The organism is Streptomyces sp. NPDC006512 (assembly GCF_040611935.1).
Lineage (GTDB): Bacteria > Actinomycetota > Actinomycetes > Streptomycetales > Streptomycetaceae > Streptomyces.
The window spans coordinates 109004-124677 of sequence record NZ_JBEXPG010000017.1; the positions used below are offsets into that span (position 1 = coordinate 109004).

At 75.3% G+C, this 15674-nt stretch carries 6 protein-coding genes; 1 reads left to right on the forward strand and 5 read right to left on the reverse strand.

The window, feature by feature from the left end; all coding sequences use genetic code 11:
• Positions 1–181: 181 nt before the first annotated feature.
• A complete protein-coding gene (locus tag ABZZ17_RS14525) occupies positions 182–4081 on the forward strand; it encodes a multifunctional oxoglutarate decarboxylase/oxoglutarate dehydrogenase thiamine pyrophosphate-binding subunit/dihydrolipoyllysine-residue succinyltransferase subunit (RefSeq protein WP_356875694.1) in 3900 nt (1299 codons plus the stop codon).
• A gap of 75 nt (positions 4082–4156) precedes the next feature.
• On the opposite strand, the gene fxsT is transcribed toward ABZZ17_RS14525, so the two are convergent.
• From fxsT to ABZZ17_RS14550, 5 genes are all read right to left on the reverse strand, one after another.
• Positions 4157–7159, reverse strand: coding sequence for an FxSxx-COOH system tetratricopeptide repeat protein (gene fxsT, locus ABZZ17_RS14530; protein WP_356875696.1), 3003 nt, complete (start codon positions 7157–7159; stop codon positions 4157–4159).
• 124 nt (positions 7160–7283) lie between these two features.
• A complete protein-coding gene (locus tag ABZZ17_RS14535) occupies positions 7284–8795 on the reverse strand; it encodes an HEXXH motif domain-containing protein (RefSeq protein WP_356875698.1) in 1512 nt (503 codons plus the stop codon).
• A complete protein-coding gene (locus ABZZ17_RS14540; protein WP_356875700.1) occupies positions 8792–10057 on the reverse strand; it encodes an FxsB family cyclophane-forming radical SAM/SPASM peptide maturase in 1266 nt (421 codons plus the stop codon). Before ABZZ17_RS14540 ends, ABZZ17_RS14535 begins: the two co-directional genes overlap by 4 nt.
• A gap of 97 nt (positions 10058–10154) precedes the next feature.
• The gene (gene fxsA, locus ABZZ17_RS14545; RefSeq protein WP_356875702.1) at positions 10155–10355 is read right to left on the reverse strand and encodes an FxSxx-COOH cyclophane-containing RiPP peptide; all 201 of its coding nucleotides are present in this window, start codon (positions 10353–10355) and stop codon (positions 10155–10157) included.
• Positions 10356–10429: 74 nt separating this feature from the next.
• The gene (locus ABZZ17_RS14550) at positions 10430–15670 is read right to left on the reverse strand and encodes an SAV_2336 N-terminal domain-related protein (RefSeq protein ID WP_356875705.1); all 5241 of its coding nucleotides are present in this window, start codon (positions 15668–15670) and stop codon (positions 10430–10432) included.
• Positions 15671–15674 lie beyond the last annotated feature (4 nt).

The window sequence follows — 15674 nt, forward strand, 5'->3', positions numbered from 1 at the left end:
GCAACCTGGTTGTCGGCTACCCGAACCACGCTTGTTTCCCGCCATTCCAGGCGGCGAAACCCGCCGTTCGGTGTGACCTGCACGACGGAAGTCCCGCCCGGCCTGCATTGCGCGGCCAGGGAGGCGTAGCCTTTATTCCCGCTGTCCATACCTTGTGAAGCGGAAGAGGGCGGTTGCCGCCGTGTCGCCACAGTCCCCCAGTAACCCGAGCACCACGACCGAAGCAGCAGAGGGCGGGAAGACCCCTGCCTCAGGCTTCGGCGCGAATGAGTGGCTCGTCGACGAGATCTATCAGCAGTACCTCCAGGACCCGAACTCGGTCGACCGGGCCTGGTGGGACTTCTTCGCCGACTACAAGCCGGGGGGCGCTGTCGCTCCGGTGAAGTCGGACAGTCCCGAGAAGCCCGCGACGACGGGTGGCGCCTCCGCACAGGCCGCCACGCCCGCCGCCGGGGTCCCGCAGGCCACCGACGCCGCCGCCACGGGGGCGGCGGGCGCCGCGCCCGCGACCTCCGCCGCGCCCACGCCTGTGTCCGCTCCTGCCCCTGCTCCTGCCACCCCCTCTGGTGCCCCTGCTGTGACTGTCACCCCTCAGGCCCCGGCCGCCGCACCGGCCGCGCCTGCTCAGGCCCCGGCCGCCCCGGCTGCCGCTCCCGCCGCTCCCGTAGCCGCCCAGAAGGCCGCGCCCGCCACCGAGGCCCCCGCGGGCCCCGAACTGGTGACGCTCCGCGGCCCGGCTGCTGCCGTCGCCAAGAACATGAACGCCTCCCTGGAAGTGCCGACGGCCACGTCCGTCCGCGCCGTCCCGGTGAAGCTGCTGTTCGACAACCGCATCGTCATCAACAACCACCTCAAGCGCGCCCGGGGCGGGAAGATCTCCTTCACGCACCTGATCGGCTACGCGATGGTGCAGGCCATCAAGGCCATGCCGGCCATGAACCACTCCTTCGCGGAGAAGGACGGCAAGCCGACCCTGGTCAAGCCGGAGCACATCAACTTCGGTCTCGCGATCGACCTGGTGAAGCCCAACGGCGACCGCCAGCTCGTCGTCGCCGGCATCAAGAAGGCCGAGACCCTCAACTTCTTCGAGTTCTGGCAGGCGTACGAGGACATCGTCCGCCGGGCCCGCGTCGGCAAGCTGACGATGGACGACTTCACCGGCGTCACCGTCTCGCTGACGAACCCCGGCGGCCTGGGCACCGTGCACTCCGTGCCCCGTCTGATGCCCGGACAGTCGGTCATCATGGGCGTCGGCTCCATGGACTACCCCGCCGAGTTCCAGGGCACCTCGCAGGACACCCTGAACAAGCTGGGCATCTCCAAGGTCATGACCCTGACCTCGACCTACGACCACCGGGTCATCCAGGGCGCGGCCTCCGGCGAGTTCCTGCGCATCGTCGCGAACCTGCTGCTCGGCGAGAACGGCTTCTACGACGACGTCTTCGAGGCGCTGCGGATCCCCTACGAGCCGGTCCGCTGGCTCCGTGACATCGACGCCTCGCACGACGACGACGTCACGAAGGCCGCCCGCGTCTTCGAGCTGATCCACTCCTACCGGGTCCGCGGCCACGTCATGGCCGACACCGACCCGCTGGAGTACAAGCAGCGCAAGCACCCCGACCTCGACATCACCGAGCACGGCCTCACCCTGTGGGACCTGGAGCGCGAGTTCGCGGTCGGCGGCTTCTCCGGCAAGTCGATGATGAAGCTCCGCGACATCCTCGGCGTGCTGCGCGACTCGTACTGCCGCACCACCGGCGTCGAGTTCATGCACATCCAGGACCCGAAGCAGCGCCGCTGGATCCAGGACCGCATCGAGCGCCCGCACTCCAAGCCGGAGCGCGAGGAGCAGCTGCGGATCCTGCGCCGCCTGAACGCGGCGGAGGCCTTCGAGACCTTCCTGCAGACGAAGTACGTCGGCCAGAAGCGGTTCTCGCTGGAGGGCGGCGAGTCCGTCATCCCGCTGCTCGACGCCGTCATCGACTCGGCCGCCGAGGCCCGCCTCGAAGAGGTCGTCATCGGCATGGCCCACCGCGGCCGCCTGAACGTGCTGGCGAACATCGTCGGGAAGTCGTACGCGCAGATCTTCCGCGAGTTCGAGGGCAACCTCGACCCGAAGTCGATGCACGGCTCCGGCGACGTCAAGTACCACCTGGGCGCCGAGGGCACCTTCACCGGCCTGGACGGCGAGCAGATCAAGGTCTCGCTCGTCGCGAACCCCTCGCACCTGGAGGCGGTCGACCCGGTCCTGGAGGGTGTCGCCCGCGCCAAGCAGGACGTCATCAACAAGGGCGGCACGGACTTCACCGTCCTTCCGCTGGCCCTCCACGGTGACGCGGCCTTCGCGGGCCAGGGTGTGGTCGCCGAGACGCTGAACATGTCGCAGCTGCGCGGCTACCGCACCGGCGGCACCGTGCACGTGGTCATCAACAACCAGGTCGGCTTCACCGCCGCCCCGGAGTCCTCGCGTTCGTCGATGTACGCGACCGACGTGGCCCGCATGATCGAGGCGCCGATCTTCCACGTGAACGGTGACGACCCGGAGGCCGTGGTCCGCGTCGCGCGGCTCGCCTTCGAGTTCCGCCAGGCGTTCAACAAGGACGTCGTCATCGACCTCATCTGCTACCGCCGCCGCGGTCACAACGAGTCGGACAACCCGGCGTTCACGCAGCCGCTGATGTACGACCTGATCGACAAGAAGCGCTCGGTGCGCAAGCTGTACACCGAGTCCCTCATCGGTCGCGGCGACATCACGCTGGAAGAGGCCGAGCAGGCGCTCCAGGACTTCCAGGGCCAGCTGGAGAAGGTCTTCGCGGAGGTCCGCGAGGCCGCGACGGCTCCGGCCGCCGGCGCCCCGGTGACGCCCGCGCAGACCGCGCAGGAGTTCCCGGTCGTCGTGAACACCGCGATCTCGCAGGACGTGGTCAAGCGGATCGCCGAGTCCCAGGTCAACATCCCGGAGAACGTCACCGTCCACCCGCGTCTGCTGCCGCAGCTGCAGCGCCGCGCGGCGATGATCGACGAGGGCACCATCGACTGGGGCATGGGCGAGACCCTCGCCTTCGGTTCGCTGCTGATGGAGGGCACCCCGGTCCGGCTGTCCGGCCAGGACTCCCGCCGCGGCACCTTCGGCCAGCGCCACGCGGTCCTCATCGACCGGGAGACCGGCGAGGACTACACCCCGCTGCTCTACCTGTCGGACGACCAGGCCCGCTACAACGTCTACGACTCGCTGCTCTCCGAGTACGCGGCGATGGGCTTCGAGTACGGCTACTCGCTGGCCCGTCCGGACGCGCTGGTCCTCTGGGAGGCCCAGTTCGGTGACTTCGTCAACGGCGCGCAGACCGTCGTCGACGAGTTCATCTCCTCGGCCGAGCAGAAGTGGGGCCAGACCTCCGGCGTCACGCTGCTGCTGCCGCACGGCTACGAGGGCCAGGGCCCGGACCACTCGTCCGCGCGTCCCGAGCGCTTCCTCCAGATGTGCGCGCAGGACAACATGACGGTCGCGATGCCGACCCTGCCGTCGAACTACTTCCACCTGCTGCGCTGGCAGGTCCACAACCCGCACCACAAGCCGCTCATCGTCTTCACCCCGAAGTCGATGCTGCGTCTGAAGGCCGCGGCGTCGAAGGCGGAGGAGTTCACGACCGGTTCGTTCCGTCCGGTCATCGGCGACAGCACGGTGGACCCGAACGCGGTCCGCAAGGTCGTCTTCTGCGCGGGCAAGGTCTACTACGACCTGGAGGCCGAGCGCGAGAAGCGCGGCATCACGGACACGGCGATCATCCGCATCGAGCGGCTGTACCCGCTGGCCGGCGCTGAGCTCCAGGCCGAGATCGCCAAGTTCCCGAACGCGGCGAAGTACATCTGGGCGCAGGAGGAGCCGGCGAACCAGGGTGCGTGGCCGTTCATCGCGCTGAACCTGATCGACCACCTCGACCTGGCGGTCGGCGCGGAGGTCCCGGCGGGCGAGCGCCTGCGGCGGATCTCCCGTCCGCACGGCTCGTCCCCGGCGGTCGGTTCCGCGAAGCGCCACCAGGCGGAGCAGCAGCTCCTGCTGAACGAGGTCTTCGAGGCGTAGTCACCGCGCCGAGCAGTACACAGGAAGGCCCGGCCCCCTCGGGGGGCCGGGCCTTCCGGCGTACCGCGGCCGGGGCTACGGCTGGGGTTCGAAGTCCCAGTAGGGGCGGGTCTGCTGGCGGGCCGAGACGGTGTGGACGTGCTGGGGGCCCAGGGTGCGGGTCAGGGCCTTGATGCCGGCGTCCTCGTGTTTGGAGGCCTCCGCGTCCTCCCGTACGGCCCTCAGGTCGGCGGCGAGGGCGATCTGCGCGCTCAGCGTCATCGGGTGGTCCGGGCCCAGGACCCGTTCCGCGCCGCGCAGGGTCTCGCGGCTCAGGTCCAGGGCGTCGTCGAGCCGGCCGGTGATGTTGCGGTGCCCGGTGGCGTTGAGGGCGCAGCCCAGGGTCCAGGGGTGCCGGTCGCCGAGGGCGCCGCGCATGCCGACCAGGGCCTGTTCGGCGAGGCTGAGGGCCTCGGCGCGTTCGCCCTGGGCGCGCAGGACGAGGCCGAGGTTGCCGACGGTGCCGATGCTGTACGGGTGGGCGAGCCCGAGCTGGGACTGGTAGCCGCGTACGACGTCCTCGGAGATCCGGCGGGCCTCCTCGATGTCCCCGTACTCGCGCAGGTAGGTCGCGTAGTCGGAGGCGACCATCAGGGTCCAGGGGAACTCGGCGCCGAAGACCCGCGTGGACCGTTCCAGGACGCTGCGCAGGCGGGCTCCGGCGCCGGGGATGTCCCCGGAGCGGCGCAGGCACTGGCCGAGGTTGTGCTCGGCGCGCAGGGTCTGCGGGTGGTTGGCTCCGAGGACCTGGATGTGGAGCTTGAGGCCCTGTTCCTGGCGGGCGAGCGCCTCGCGGTAGCGGCCCATGAGGCGCAGGCCCATGGCGCAGCCGATGCCGGAGGAGAGGGTGGCGATGTGGCGGACGCGCAGGACCCGTTCGCGTCGGCGCAGGGTGTCCAGGTCGGTGTCGTAGGCCTCCTGGTAGCGGCCGAGGAGGCGCAGGGCGACGGCGACGTTGTTCTGGGCGTTGAGGGTGGTGGAGTCGTCCTCGCCGAGGAGTTCCCGGTAGGTTTCGAAGGCGTGTTCCAGCAGGTGGCGGGCTTCCTCGAACTTGGCGGTGCTGAGCAGGACCCCGGCGTAGGTGCTGGTGGCGCGCAGGGTCTCCAGGTCGCGGTCGCCGCGTTCGGTGACGAGCCGGTCGGCGACGGTCCGGGCGAGGGTCTCGGCGCGGCGAAAGTGGCCGAGCATGCGCAGGGCGCCGCCGTAGTGGTAGCTGAGCTCGCGGACCTGGTCGTGGTCGTCGCCGAGCATCGCCCGCCAGATGCCGTCGGTCTGTTCGGCGAGGCGCAGGCAGGTGCGGTACTCCCCGGCGAGGATCAGGTAGCGCAGGCAGTGCAGCAGGAAGTTCTGGATGCGGGGGTTCGTGCTGGTCAGTACGCCGGCGGGCTCCAGGTGCGGGACGAGTTCGGCGTAGCGGGGCCAGAGCCTGGAGTCGGTGGGCCGGCCGGGGTCGGCGGCGGCGAGGACCTGGCGGACGGAGCGGGACAGCTGCTCGGCCTCGTCCTCGGCGAGGTTCTCGCGGACGATGTTGTGGACCATGCGGTGCAGTTGGACGGTCTCCAGGCCGCCGCCCTCCTCCACGGAGAGGTCGGAGTACTCCAGGCGGACGACGGAGAACTGGACGAGCTTGTTGAGGGCCGCGTTCCAGCGGATCTGGTCGTTGACGATCCCGGCGAGGTGCTCGGGGACGTCGTCGGCGGGGAACTCGCGCAGCAGTCGCAGCGGGACCCGGCCGGGGGCGAAGAACACGAACAGCCGCAGCAGGGCGAGGGCGTCGGGGAAGTTCTCGCGGACGTTGTTGAGGAGTATGGCCAGGGCCGTCGGGAAGGGCAGCGGGTAGTCGTCGGAGAGGGTGACGGCCTCGTGGGAGTCCAGCCGGTGCTGGAGGAGGGTGAGGTACTCGCCGACGCCGATCGGCGAGTCGGCCAGCCAGCCCGCGGTCTGGTCGAGGGCGAGGGGGTAGTCCTCCAGCGCTTCGGCGAGCTGGTCGGCCTCGTCGCCGGTGAGGCGGCCGGCGCGACGGCGGATGAAGGTGACGGACTCGGGCCGTGCGTAGAGGGGGACTTCGACGAGGCTGGTGTGGCGGGCGGCCCATTCGCGGTTGCGGGAGGTGATGATCACGTCGCCGGCGCCGGAGGGCAGCAGGTCGGTGAGGTCGTCGGGGCTGTCGCAGCCGTCGAAGACCAGCAGCCAGCGGTGGTACGGGGATCCGCGCCGCAGGGCCTCCAGCACGGCCCGGATCTGTTCGCCGTAGCTGCCCGCGCCGCGCGGCAGGCCGAGCGCCGGGGCGAGGTCGGCGAGCCGTTCGCGCAGGGTGGGCCGGTCTTCCGCGGGCACCCACCAGACGACGTCGTACTCGGAGGCGAAGCGATAGGCGTACTCGGTGGCGACCTGCGTCTTGCCGACGCCGGACAGGCCCAGCAGGGTCGCGGTGGAGGCGCCGGGCGGGGCCTCGGTGAGGGCAGCCCGCAGCTTGCCGATGACGTCGTTGCGGCCGGTGAAACGGGGGTTGCGGCGCGGGACCCGGCCCCAGATCTCGGGCGGGTCGTTGGGGAAGCGGGGTCCGCGGCGGCCGCTCTCGGTGCCGATCCGGTCGGTGGGCAGCTCCAGGCGGCGCAGCACGCGGTACTCGGCCTCGTAGGAGTCCAGGCCCCACAGGTCGGTCTTCTCCAGTGCGGCGACGGCGCTGGGCAGCGGGGAGTCGGTGAGGCAGACGGCGGCGAACCGGTCGGGGTGGGAGGAGGTGACGGTGCGCAGGGCGGCGTTCCACTCCTCGTCGGTGTGGGTACCGGCGGAGAAGTAGCGTTCGCTGAGGACGACGAGGACCTTGCCGCCGGCCCGGGCCAGGTCGTCGAGGGCTTCGGTCAGGCCGGGGCTGGTCTGGGGGTCCCAGCGCTGGAGGGCGACGCGGTGGCCGTGTTCCTCCAGACGGTGGGCGATCCACACGGCCCAGGGGCGGTTGAAGCCGGCGAAGCTGATGACGAAGCGCTGCGGCTGGGGGGCTCCGTCGCGGTCGTGTCGCGTACCGGTACCGGTCATGCGGCCGTCTCCCTGGGATCCGGGCGGTGGACGGGGTGGGGCTGGCACGGGGTGGGGCGGGACTGAAAAGGTACCGCAGCGGACGGGCCGTCAGGCCGCTGCGACTCCTCCCGTCCCGGTCCCGTCATCCCTCGGCGAACGCGGCGAGTTCGGGGTGGGCTTCGCACCACGCGCGGCGTTCGCGTTCCAGGGTCCGGCGGGCGGTGGCGTGCTGGTCGCCGGGGGGAGGGAGTTCGTCCATGGCCCGCTCGGCGATGGTCATGCCCTCGACGAACTCACTTCCGGTGAGGGTGAGTTGGGGGTGGGCGCGCAGGGCCGGCAGGACGGCGGCGACCTGGGCGCGGATCCGGGCGTGCTGGGCCCAGGCGCCGCGGGCCCCGTACAGGGCGGCGCGCTGCCAGTAGCCGGCCAGGGCCAGGTGGGCGTACGCGCCGTGCAGGAGCCCCTCCAGCGGGCGGGGGTCGCTGCGCCAGGGGGCCCAGTGGCGGGGCGTGCGGTCGGCGGTGTGCAGGGTCAGGACGTCGGCGAGGGCGGCCAGCTTCCCGTGCTGGACCTCGTGGACCAGGGTCGCGGCCAGTGCGGGCGGGGCCTGGGCGCGGGCCAGGACGGAGCCGGCGGCCGCGGGGAGGGTGGCGCCGCTGGAGCGGGATCCGCCGGCCAGCGGGACCACGGAGCGCAGCAGGTGGGCGGTCTCCTCGGCGCGGGTGGAGTCGTAGCGCTCCAGGAGGGTGAGGGCGCCGGACCACTGGATGTCCCAGCGCTTGTGCCCCTTGGGGGTGAGCCGGCGGGCCGGGCGCACTCCGGCCGGGCGGCCGTCGTCGGGGGCGGGGGCGCGGTAGGGGTCGAGGTCGTCGAGGGCGGTGCGGCCGCCGGGGAGGGCGTGCAGGGGGAGGGCGTGCAGCGGGAGGGCGTCGGCGGCGTCCCAGGAGCGTTCGGTGAGGGCGAGGGGGCCCGGGCGGTCGGGGCGCAGCAGTCCGAGGGTGGGCAGTACGAGGCGGCCGTGGACGGGCCGCAGCGTGGTCTTGAAGCTGATCCCGGCGCGCAGGGCGGCGGCGACGGCGAGCGCCCCGAGGTGGCCGAGGTCGGGTGCGGGGCCGTCCGGCGCGTGCAGGCGGCGCAGGGTCTCCTCGGCCCAGACGCCGGTGGCGGGGTAGTGCAGTACGTCGCGCACGGCGTCGGGGTCCTGCCGTTCGGCCTCCTCCAGCAGGGCCCAGCGCTCGGCGGCCTCGTCGCCGGGGGCGGCGTCCAGTACGGCGCGCAGCAGGACGAGGCGCTTGGAGCGGCGCACGTCGCGCACCAGGCGGGTGCCCTCCGCGGAGGGCTCGGTGGAGGCGAGGGCGCGCAGGGTGTGCGAGCTGACGGCGAACCGGGCCAGGTCGGGCGGAGCGGTGGGACTGGTGTGACTGGTGGGACTGGTGGGGCCGGTCGGGCCGGTGGGACCGGAGTGCTGGGCGGGGACGCCGGCGGCGCGGCGGGGTCCGTCGCCGCGGGCGGGGCCGGTGCGGGGGGCCGCGTCCCGCGGGGCTTCGGCGCGGGAGACGTCCGACCGGGCGGGGTCGCTGCGGGCGGCATCGGGCCGGGCGGTACCGGACCCGGCGGGGTCGGTGCGGCGGGAGGCTTCGGTTCGGTGGGTCATGAGGCGGCCCGTCCGGTGGTGGCGGCCGTGTGCAGCGCGCGGGCGACGTGCCGGATGACGGCCTGGAGGTCGGCGCAGTACACGGACGGCTGGCGGAAGCCCTCCCGTTCGCGGTAGCGGTGCGGATAGTGCCCGCCGCCGCACACCTCGACGAGTTCGCAGGCCCGGCAGGCGGGGGCGAGGGCCTCCCGGCCGAGCTGGCGGGCCGCGAACCCGGGATGGTCGAGCAGTTCGTCGAAGCTGTGGGTGTCGAGGGTCATCCCGGTGGCGGCGGCCCCTTCGTAGGCGGACTTGAGCGAATCGGCCTGCTCGATGCTGCCGTCGGTCTCGACGACGGCGGTGGTCGCGGGGGCCAGGCCCAGCGTCTCGGTGGCGGCGGGCAGCCCCAGCAGCAGGGCGATGATCTCCTCGAAGATCCTGATGCGGGTGCGCCGCACCCCGTCGTGCCACCAGCGTTCGAAGACGGCCAGCAGCCAGTCCGCGTAAGGGCTGCCCTGCCGCGTCCAGCCGGGCGGCGGAGTGCTCCAGTTGGCCAGCGGCAGCAGCAGCCCGATCGCGGGCGGGGCGAAGGCCAGCAAGGACTCGTACGTCTCCACCGGGTCCTGGGCCGCGTCCACCACGCACAGCACCCCGGCATAGCTGTCGGGATGCCGGGCGAGCAGCCGCAGGCCCCGGGCGGCCGCCCCGAAACCGGGCCGCCCCGCGTGGTCCACGCGGCGGGCGTTGTGCGCGGGCAGCCCGCCGTCGAGGCTCACGCCGACCCGGATCCCGGCGGCGGACAGCGCGGCGAGCCGGCCGCGGGTGAGCAGCGTGCCGTTGGTCTGGACGGTCGCGGTGACCCGGGTGCGGGGCGAGCGGCGGGCCAGGGCCGCCCGTACCGCGTCGACGGGGGCGGCCAGGGCCGCGGGCGGACCGAGCAGGGGTTCACCGCCGTGCAGGACGAGGTCGACGCGGGACAGGTCGTGGGCGGCGGCGTGCTCGGCGATCCGCTCGGCGGCGCGCAGGGCGGTGGCGGGGGCCATGACGGCGGGGCGGGTGCGCCAGCCCTGGTCGGCCATCTCGTAGACGTAGCAGTAGGTGCAGGCCAGGTTGCAGCGGCCGTGCGTCTTGAGGACGAACTGGCGGATCGGCTGCGGGCGGTGGCCCGCGGCGCGCAGGGCGGGCACGTCGAGGCGGGTGTAGGGCCAGGGGGCGTGGCGCGCGTGGGGGGTCGGGGTCCGGTGTGCGGGCAGCACGAGACCGCTCGTGATCGCTTGGCTCATCGCCTGTACCTCCCGCTGCGGACGGTCCATCCCTGCCCTTCGGAGGGGCCACGCTAACGGCGGAAAGTGGTCAACTCCCTTTGGGGTCCGAGGTACTTCAGACGACCCCGGAGTCGAATGCGTTCAGGATCTCGGCGGGGTGCGTGACCCGCTCGACCATGCCCTCGATCACCTCGGCGAGCACCGGATGGTCGATCCCGCGCAGTGCGGCCAGATCGAGGCCCGAGAGGTCCGGCAACTGGCCGGGACACGGCCGGGCCGGAGCCGCTGCCGTCATTTCCTGACGTCCGGTCACCATGGGCTGCCCGTCCCCCTGTTGTCGGCTCTGATCGGTCCACTGCCTCTTCCCGTCGCCCGCCGGGCGGAAACGGCTCACGTGCCGCCCTCCAGGAGCCGTATCCGCGCGATCAGCGCCCGCCGCCGGTCCCCCGCGCCTTGGCCCGGCCGGGCGTCGGGCGGGTCGGTGTGCCGGTCCCCCGGCGGGGCGGCGGGGCCGGTGCCGGTGCCGGTGCCGGGTTCGGTGCCGGGTTCGCTGTCGTACGGGCCGTCCTGCGCGGGGGCGTGCGGGCCGCCGTGCTCGGGGCCGGGCCCCGCGTCCGGCCGCGTGGCGGGCGGCGGCTCCTGCCGGGTGTCCTCCGGGCCGTCGGGCCCGGGGGCGTGCGGGGGGTCCGCCGGGACCGGCGGCTGCGGGTCGAGGCGCTGCCAGAGCTCCAGCGCGGACCGGTAGGCGTCCAGGGCGGCCCGGGGCCGGGCCAGCCGTTCCAGCACCTCACCGCGCAGCTCCTGGACCCGGACGGCGAGCTGGAGGGCGATGCCGGCCCGGTCCTCCCGGTCGGCCTCCAGCGCGGCGCGCCAGGCGCGGCGGTAGGAGTCCGCGGCCCGGTCGAGCCGGTCCGCGGTACGGGTGTGGGCGTGGATCTCCTGCTGGACGTCCCCGTGCTCCCGCCAGGCGCGGGCCCGGTCGAGGGGTCCTTGGCCCTGGCGGGCGGCCAGCTCCAGCAGGTACTCCGCCTCCCGGAGGTCGACCAGGTCCCCCTCGTAGGCGTGCCGCAGGCGCAGCCCGGCCGCCAGCCGCAGCAGCCGGTGCGCGGATCCCGGGTCGGACTGCGGCACCGCGGAGCGGCTCTCGCGGAGCACGCGCACGGCGGTGGAGACGAACCGCCGCCCGTCCGAGGCCCGCGCCCGCTCCAGGAGTACGTCGCCCCACTCGCGCAGCAGCTCCGCGAAGGCCGCACCGTCCCGGGGGACGAGCCCGCGGGCCCGCCCGTACACCTCTGCCGCCGCCTCCAGCGCGGCCGGATCCGCGTCTCGGGCGTACCGGGCCCGGTGCACGCGGGCGAGGCACAGCAGGCCGGCCAGGCGCAGTTCGGGGTCCCCGGCGGCCTCTTCCAGCGCCCGCGCCAGTTGCCCGGCGGCCTCTTCCAGCCGCCCGGGCAGGTACCGCAGCGCGGTGGCCAGCTCCACCCGGACCCGCGCCGGCCGGATCCGCGTCACGGGCGTGAACAGGCGCAGGCCGGCGCCCTGGAACCCGGGGCCTCGGTGCCCCCCCACCAGCTGCCGCCCCTCGGCCGGAACCCCGCCCCGCCCCGGCGCCCCGGCCCCTTCCATCACCGCGGAGACGGGCACCACCCCACCCCCACCCGCCGAACCCTGCGACCGCCCGGAAGGCTCCCCCGGTGCGCTGCCGCCCGGGACCGAGCGACCCGAACGACCCGCCGACCCCGACAGCCCCGCCCCGCCGGCCGGATCCACCGGCGCAGCCGAGCCCGCCCCACCCGCCGGACCCTGCGACCGCCCGGCGGGCTCCCCCGCCGCGCCGCCGCCCGGAACCGAGGGAGCCGGACGATCCGCCGCCCCTGAGGGCCCCGCCCCCCTGGCCGGACCCACCGGCGCAGCCGAGCCCGCCCCACCCGCCGGACCCTGCGACCGCCCGGAAGGCCCCCCCGCCGCGCCGCCGCCCGGAACCGAGGGAGCCGGACGATCCGCCGCCCCTGAGGGCCCCGCCCCGCTGGCCGGACCCACCGGCGCAGCCGAGCCCGCCCCACCCGCCGGACCCTGCGACCGCCCGGAAGGCCCCCCCGCCGCGCCGCCGCCCGGGACCGAGGGAGCCGGACGATCCGCTGGCCCCGAGGGTCCCGGCCCGATGGCCATGGGTGAAGCGGAGTTCGCCGGGTCCTGTGGGCGCCCGGAAAGGTCCCTTCCGGCATCGGGGGCCGGGCCGGCTCCGACACGCCTCGAACCGGTACCGCTGGAGTCACCCCCCGGGGTCTGCGACGGTCCGGGGGGCGCCGCTCCCGGGCCGGATGCCTCCAGCGGGCCGTTCTCCTGGCCCCCGCCGCGCGCCGGGTCCTGCGGGCTCCCGGACAGCGCCCCGCTGTCGCCGGAGCCCGCCCCTGGGGCGGGTTCCGCCGGCTCCTCTTCGTCACCGAGCCCCTCACGTGTCGGCGGTACCGGCCCTGGTACTGGAAGCTCGCCCCGTCGCCCGGAGGCGTTGCCCGCTGCCTGGGTCCGGGACCTCCAGGAGGGCTCCTCCCCCGCCCCGGGGCCCGCCGCCGGACCGGCCTCCGCTCCGCCGTCCCCCGACCCCGAACCGGCCGGGCCCGCCGCCGTTCCGGGCACCGCTCCACCCCGGCCCGGACGCCCCGGCAGCTCCCCTCCGGCGTCCACCCCGTCATCCCGCCGGGCGGGAGCCCCGGCCAGGAGCCAGTTCAGGGCTGCCGCGAGGTGCGCGGCGGACTCGGTGGCGAGGGCCGTGCGCTCGCTCCGGACCGTGGTGTGCGGGAGCAGGGCCAGCAGTACCCGGCCCAGGGCCAGGCGCAGTTCGGGGTGCGCGGCGTCTCCGTCCGGCGGCCCGGCCACCAACGCCGCACCGGGGAAGGCCCCCACCGCAGCACCCCCGCCCGCGGAGTCCCCGCGCGGGGCGCCTCCGGGCAGCGACTCCCCGGCCACGGAGACCTCGGCGGAGGAGTCCCCACCCGCGGACGCCCCGCCCGAGGAACCCCCGACCGCCGACTCCCCGACCACCGACTCCTCGGCCGCCCGCTCGCCGGCCACGGCGGCCCCGGCGGAGGCCTCCCCCTCCGCGGGGGACCCGCCCGAGGCGCCCCCGGCCGCCGGGGCCCCGGAGGCCCCGCCCGGGGACTCCGCAGGCGCCGACTCCCCGCCCCTGGGCCCTTCGACAGCAGGCGCCCCGGCCTCGGAGTCCGCACCCCCGGGATCCTCACCCGGGGCGTCCCCGTCCGTGGGGGCTCCGCCGGCGCCGACACCGCCCGGGGAGGTCCCGCCCGAAGACGCTCCCGCGCCACCGCCCCCGCCCGCCACGCCCCCGCCCCGCAGGGTCCCGCCCCGCAGGGCCCGGCCGTCCTGGGCCGGCGCCCCCGGGTTCCCGTCCGCCAGGATCAGGGCCTCCAGCGCGGTCCGGGCCTCCCTCAGCGGGCCCGGGTCGGCGTGGAGGGCGGACAGCCGGATCAGGGTGCGCGAGCGGCGCACCACGCAGTCCCGCCGCAGGTCGGGGTCCGTCGCGGCGGCGGCCGCGGTGGCGAACTCCCGGTCGGCGGCGGCCAGTAGTTCCGTGTCTCCCCCGCCCGCCAAGGCCCGCTCGTACAGCACCCGGCCCAGCAGGAACCGCGCCGGCGGGGTGCGCAGCCCGGTCACGGCCCCTTCCGCCTCGTCGAGGAGTTCGGGGTCCCGCTGCGCCGTCCACAGCGCGAGCAGCGCACCGGCCAGCGCGGTCTCCGCCTCCTCCGGCGGGTCGTCGGGGCCGGCGGGCGCGGCGACGGCCCGCCGCAGCAGGGCCGCGGCCTCGTGGGGGGCCCGGGCGTCGCCGTCCGCGAGGCGGTCGTAGGCGGCCCGTACGGTCCGGGCCCGCCCCGCCGGCGCGGGCGCGCCGGGCCGGGGCCCGGGCTCGGGGCCGGTGCCGGGCCCCTGCGGGGGGTCCTCTTCGGGCGGGCCCGGCAGGTAGCGGCGTACGACCTTCGCGGAGACGTGCGCGAACGCCTGCGGGAGCCTCCCCGCAGGCCTGCCCTCCGGCTCCGGATCCGTCGGCGCGACCCCGGTGAGCTGGGAGACGGCGAGCGCGGGGAAGTTCCGTACGCCGCGCCCGAAGTGGGCCAGGACGTACTCGGAGCAGTGCTTGAGCACCAGCGCGGCCTCGTCCCGGCCGAGCGGCCCGAGCAGGACGTCCTGTACGCCGGGGACGAACTCGTACCACGGGCCGGGGGCCTCCCCGCTGCGCCGCAGCAGCCCGCTCAGCAGCACCTCGGCCAGGTCGGAGGGCTCGGAGTCGGGCAGCATCGTGCGCTGCACGAGCCGCATCACGGGCAGGGTCAGGGGCGCGGCCGACAGGTACACGGCGAGCTGTACGGCGCCGGGCCCGGCCGAGGCCCGGAAGCGGCGCACCAGCTCGCGCGGCGGCCGGACGGTCCGGGGCAGCGGGACGGGGGCGGCGGGATGGCGGGCCAGCACCCGCCCCACCTCGGCCGGTACGGGGCCGGTGCCGAGCCCGGCGACGAGCCGGGCCCAGGCGCCGAGGGCCTTCGCGTTCGGCGGGAGCACGGGCACGGTCAGCCCGCCGGTGGGGCGGCCGGGGCGCGGCGCCCGGTCCGGGCGGAACCTCAGCCGCTGGCCGCCGCCCGCACCGCCGGTTCCGCCCTCGGTGCGCTCCAGCACCCCGCGTTCGGTGGGCAGCCAGCTGCGGCTCCACAGGCGTTGCGGCAGCGGCTGGACGACCACGCAGGGGGTGCACTGGGCCCAGCGGTACAGCAGCCGCTGGGCCTCGCCCTCGCGCCACAGGGGCCCGGCGCAGTCGGACACCACCATGGTCAGGGCCCGTCCGGTGGGGTCGCGCAGCTGGTCCCCGGAGCGGAGTCCGACGCCGGCGGCGGGGCCGCGGCCGACGGCCGGGGTGCCGTCCGGGAGGCGGTGGAGGCGGTGCACCTGGACGTCGCGGAAGGCGCCCAGCCGTTCGCAGACCGACCGGAGTTCCTCGAACATCTCCTGCCAGACCGCCATGGACGGGGAGGCGTCCATGACCAGGCGTACGGTCGCCTCGCGGCGGCTCTCCGGCCGGAAGACGGGGATGACCAGTCCGAGGGCGCGGGCGCTGGCCTCGGCGGTGGCGGCCTCGTCGAGGACGGTGCGGGTGGGCGGGCCGGGCGGGCGGTGCCGCTGGAGGGCGCGCAGGGCCCGCTGGATGTCGAGGATCCGGGGCAGCGCGGCCGCGCCGGGGACCCGTACGGGCAGGGCGTCGCCGAGCGGCAGCCGTGCTTCCGGATCGGGGTCGGCGGGCAGGCCCGGCCCGGCGGCGTACAGCCTGACGGGATCCTCGGCTTCCGGGTCGGGCGGTACGTGCTCCGGCGGCTCCTCCTCCGGGGGCGTCCCGGCCTCCGGTGCCGGCGCCTCCGGTGGCCGTCCGGCGCCCGCGTCCGGGGCGGGGGCTCCGGTGCCCGGCGCGGACGGTACGGAGGGCCCGGACGGCTCGGGCGGGCGGGTCCGTGCGGCCAGCCACAGGGCGTCGGCGAGTTCCTCGGCGGACGGGTCGAGCCCGGCGGCCCGCAGCAGCCCGGCGAGGGCGCGGACCTCCGGGTCGGGGGGTGGTGGTACGGCTGCGGGCACGGGC

Excerpts from the sequence above, each read along its gene's own strand:
- fxsT (WP_356875696.1), bottom strand. The coding sequence starts at position 7,159 with ATGACCGGTACCGGTACGCGACACGACCGCGACGGAGCCCCCCAGCCG.
- ABZZ17_RS14535 (WP_356875698.1), bottom strand. The coding sequence starts at position 8,795 with ATGACCCACCGAACCGAAGCCTCCCGCCGCACCGACCCCGCCGGGTCC.
- ABZZ17_RS14540 (WP_356875700.1), bottom strand. The coding sequence starts at position 10,057 with ATGAGCCAAGCGATCACGAGCGGTCTCGTGCTGCCCGCACACCGGACC.
- fxsA (WP_356875702.1), bottom strand. The coding sequence starts at position 10,355 with ATGGTGACCGGACGTCAGGAAATGACGGCAGCGGCTCCGGCCCGGCCG.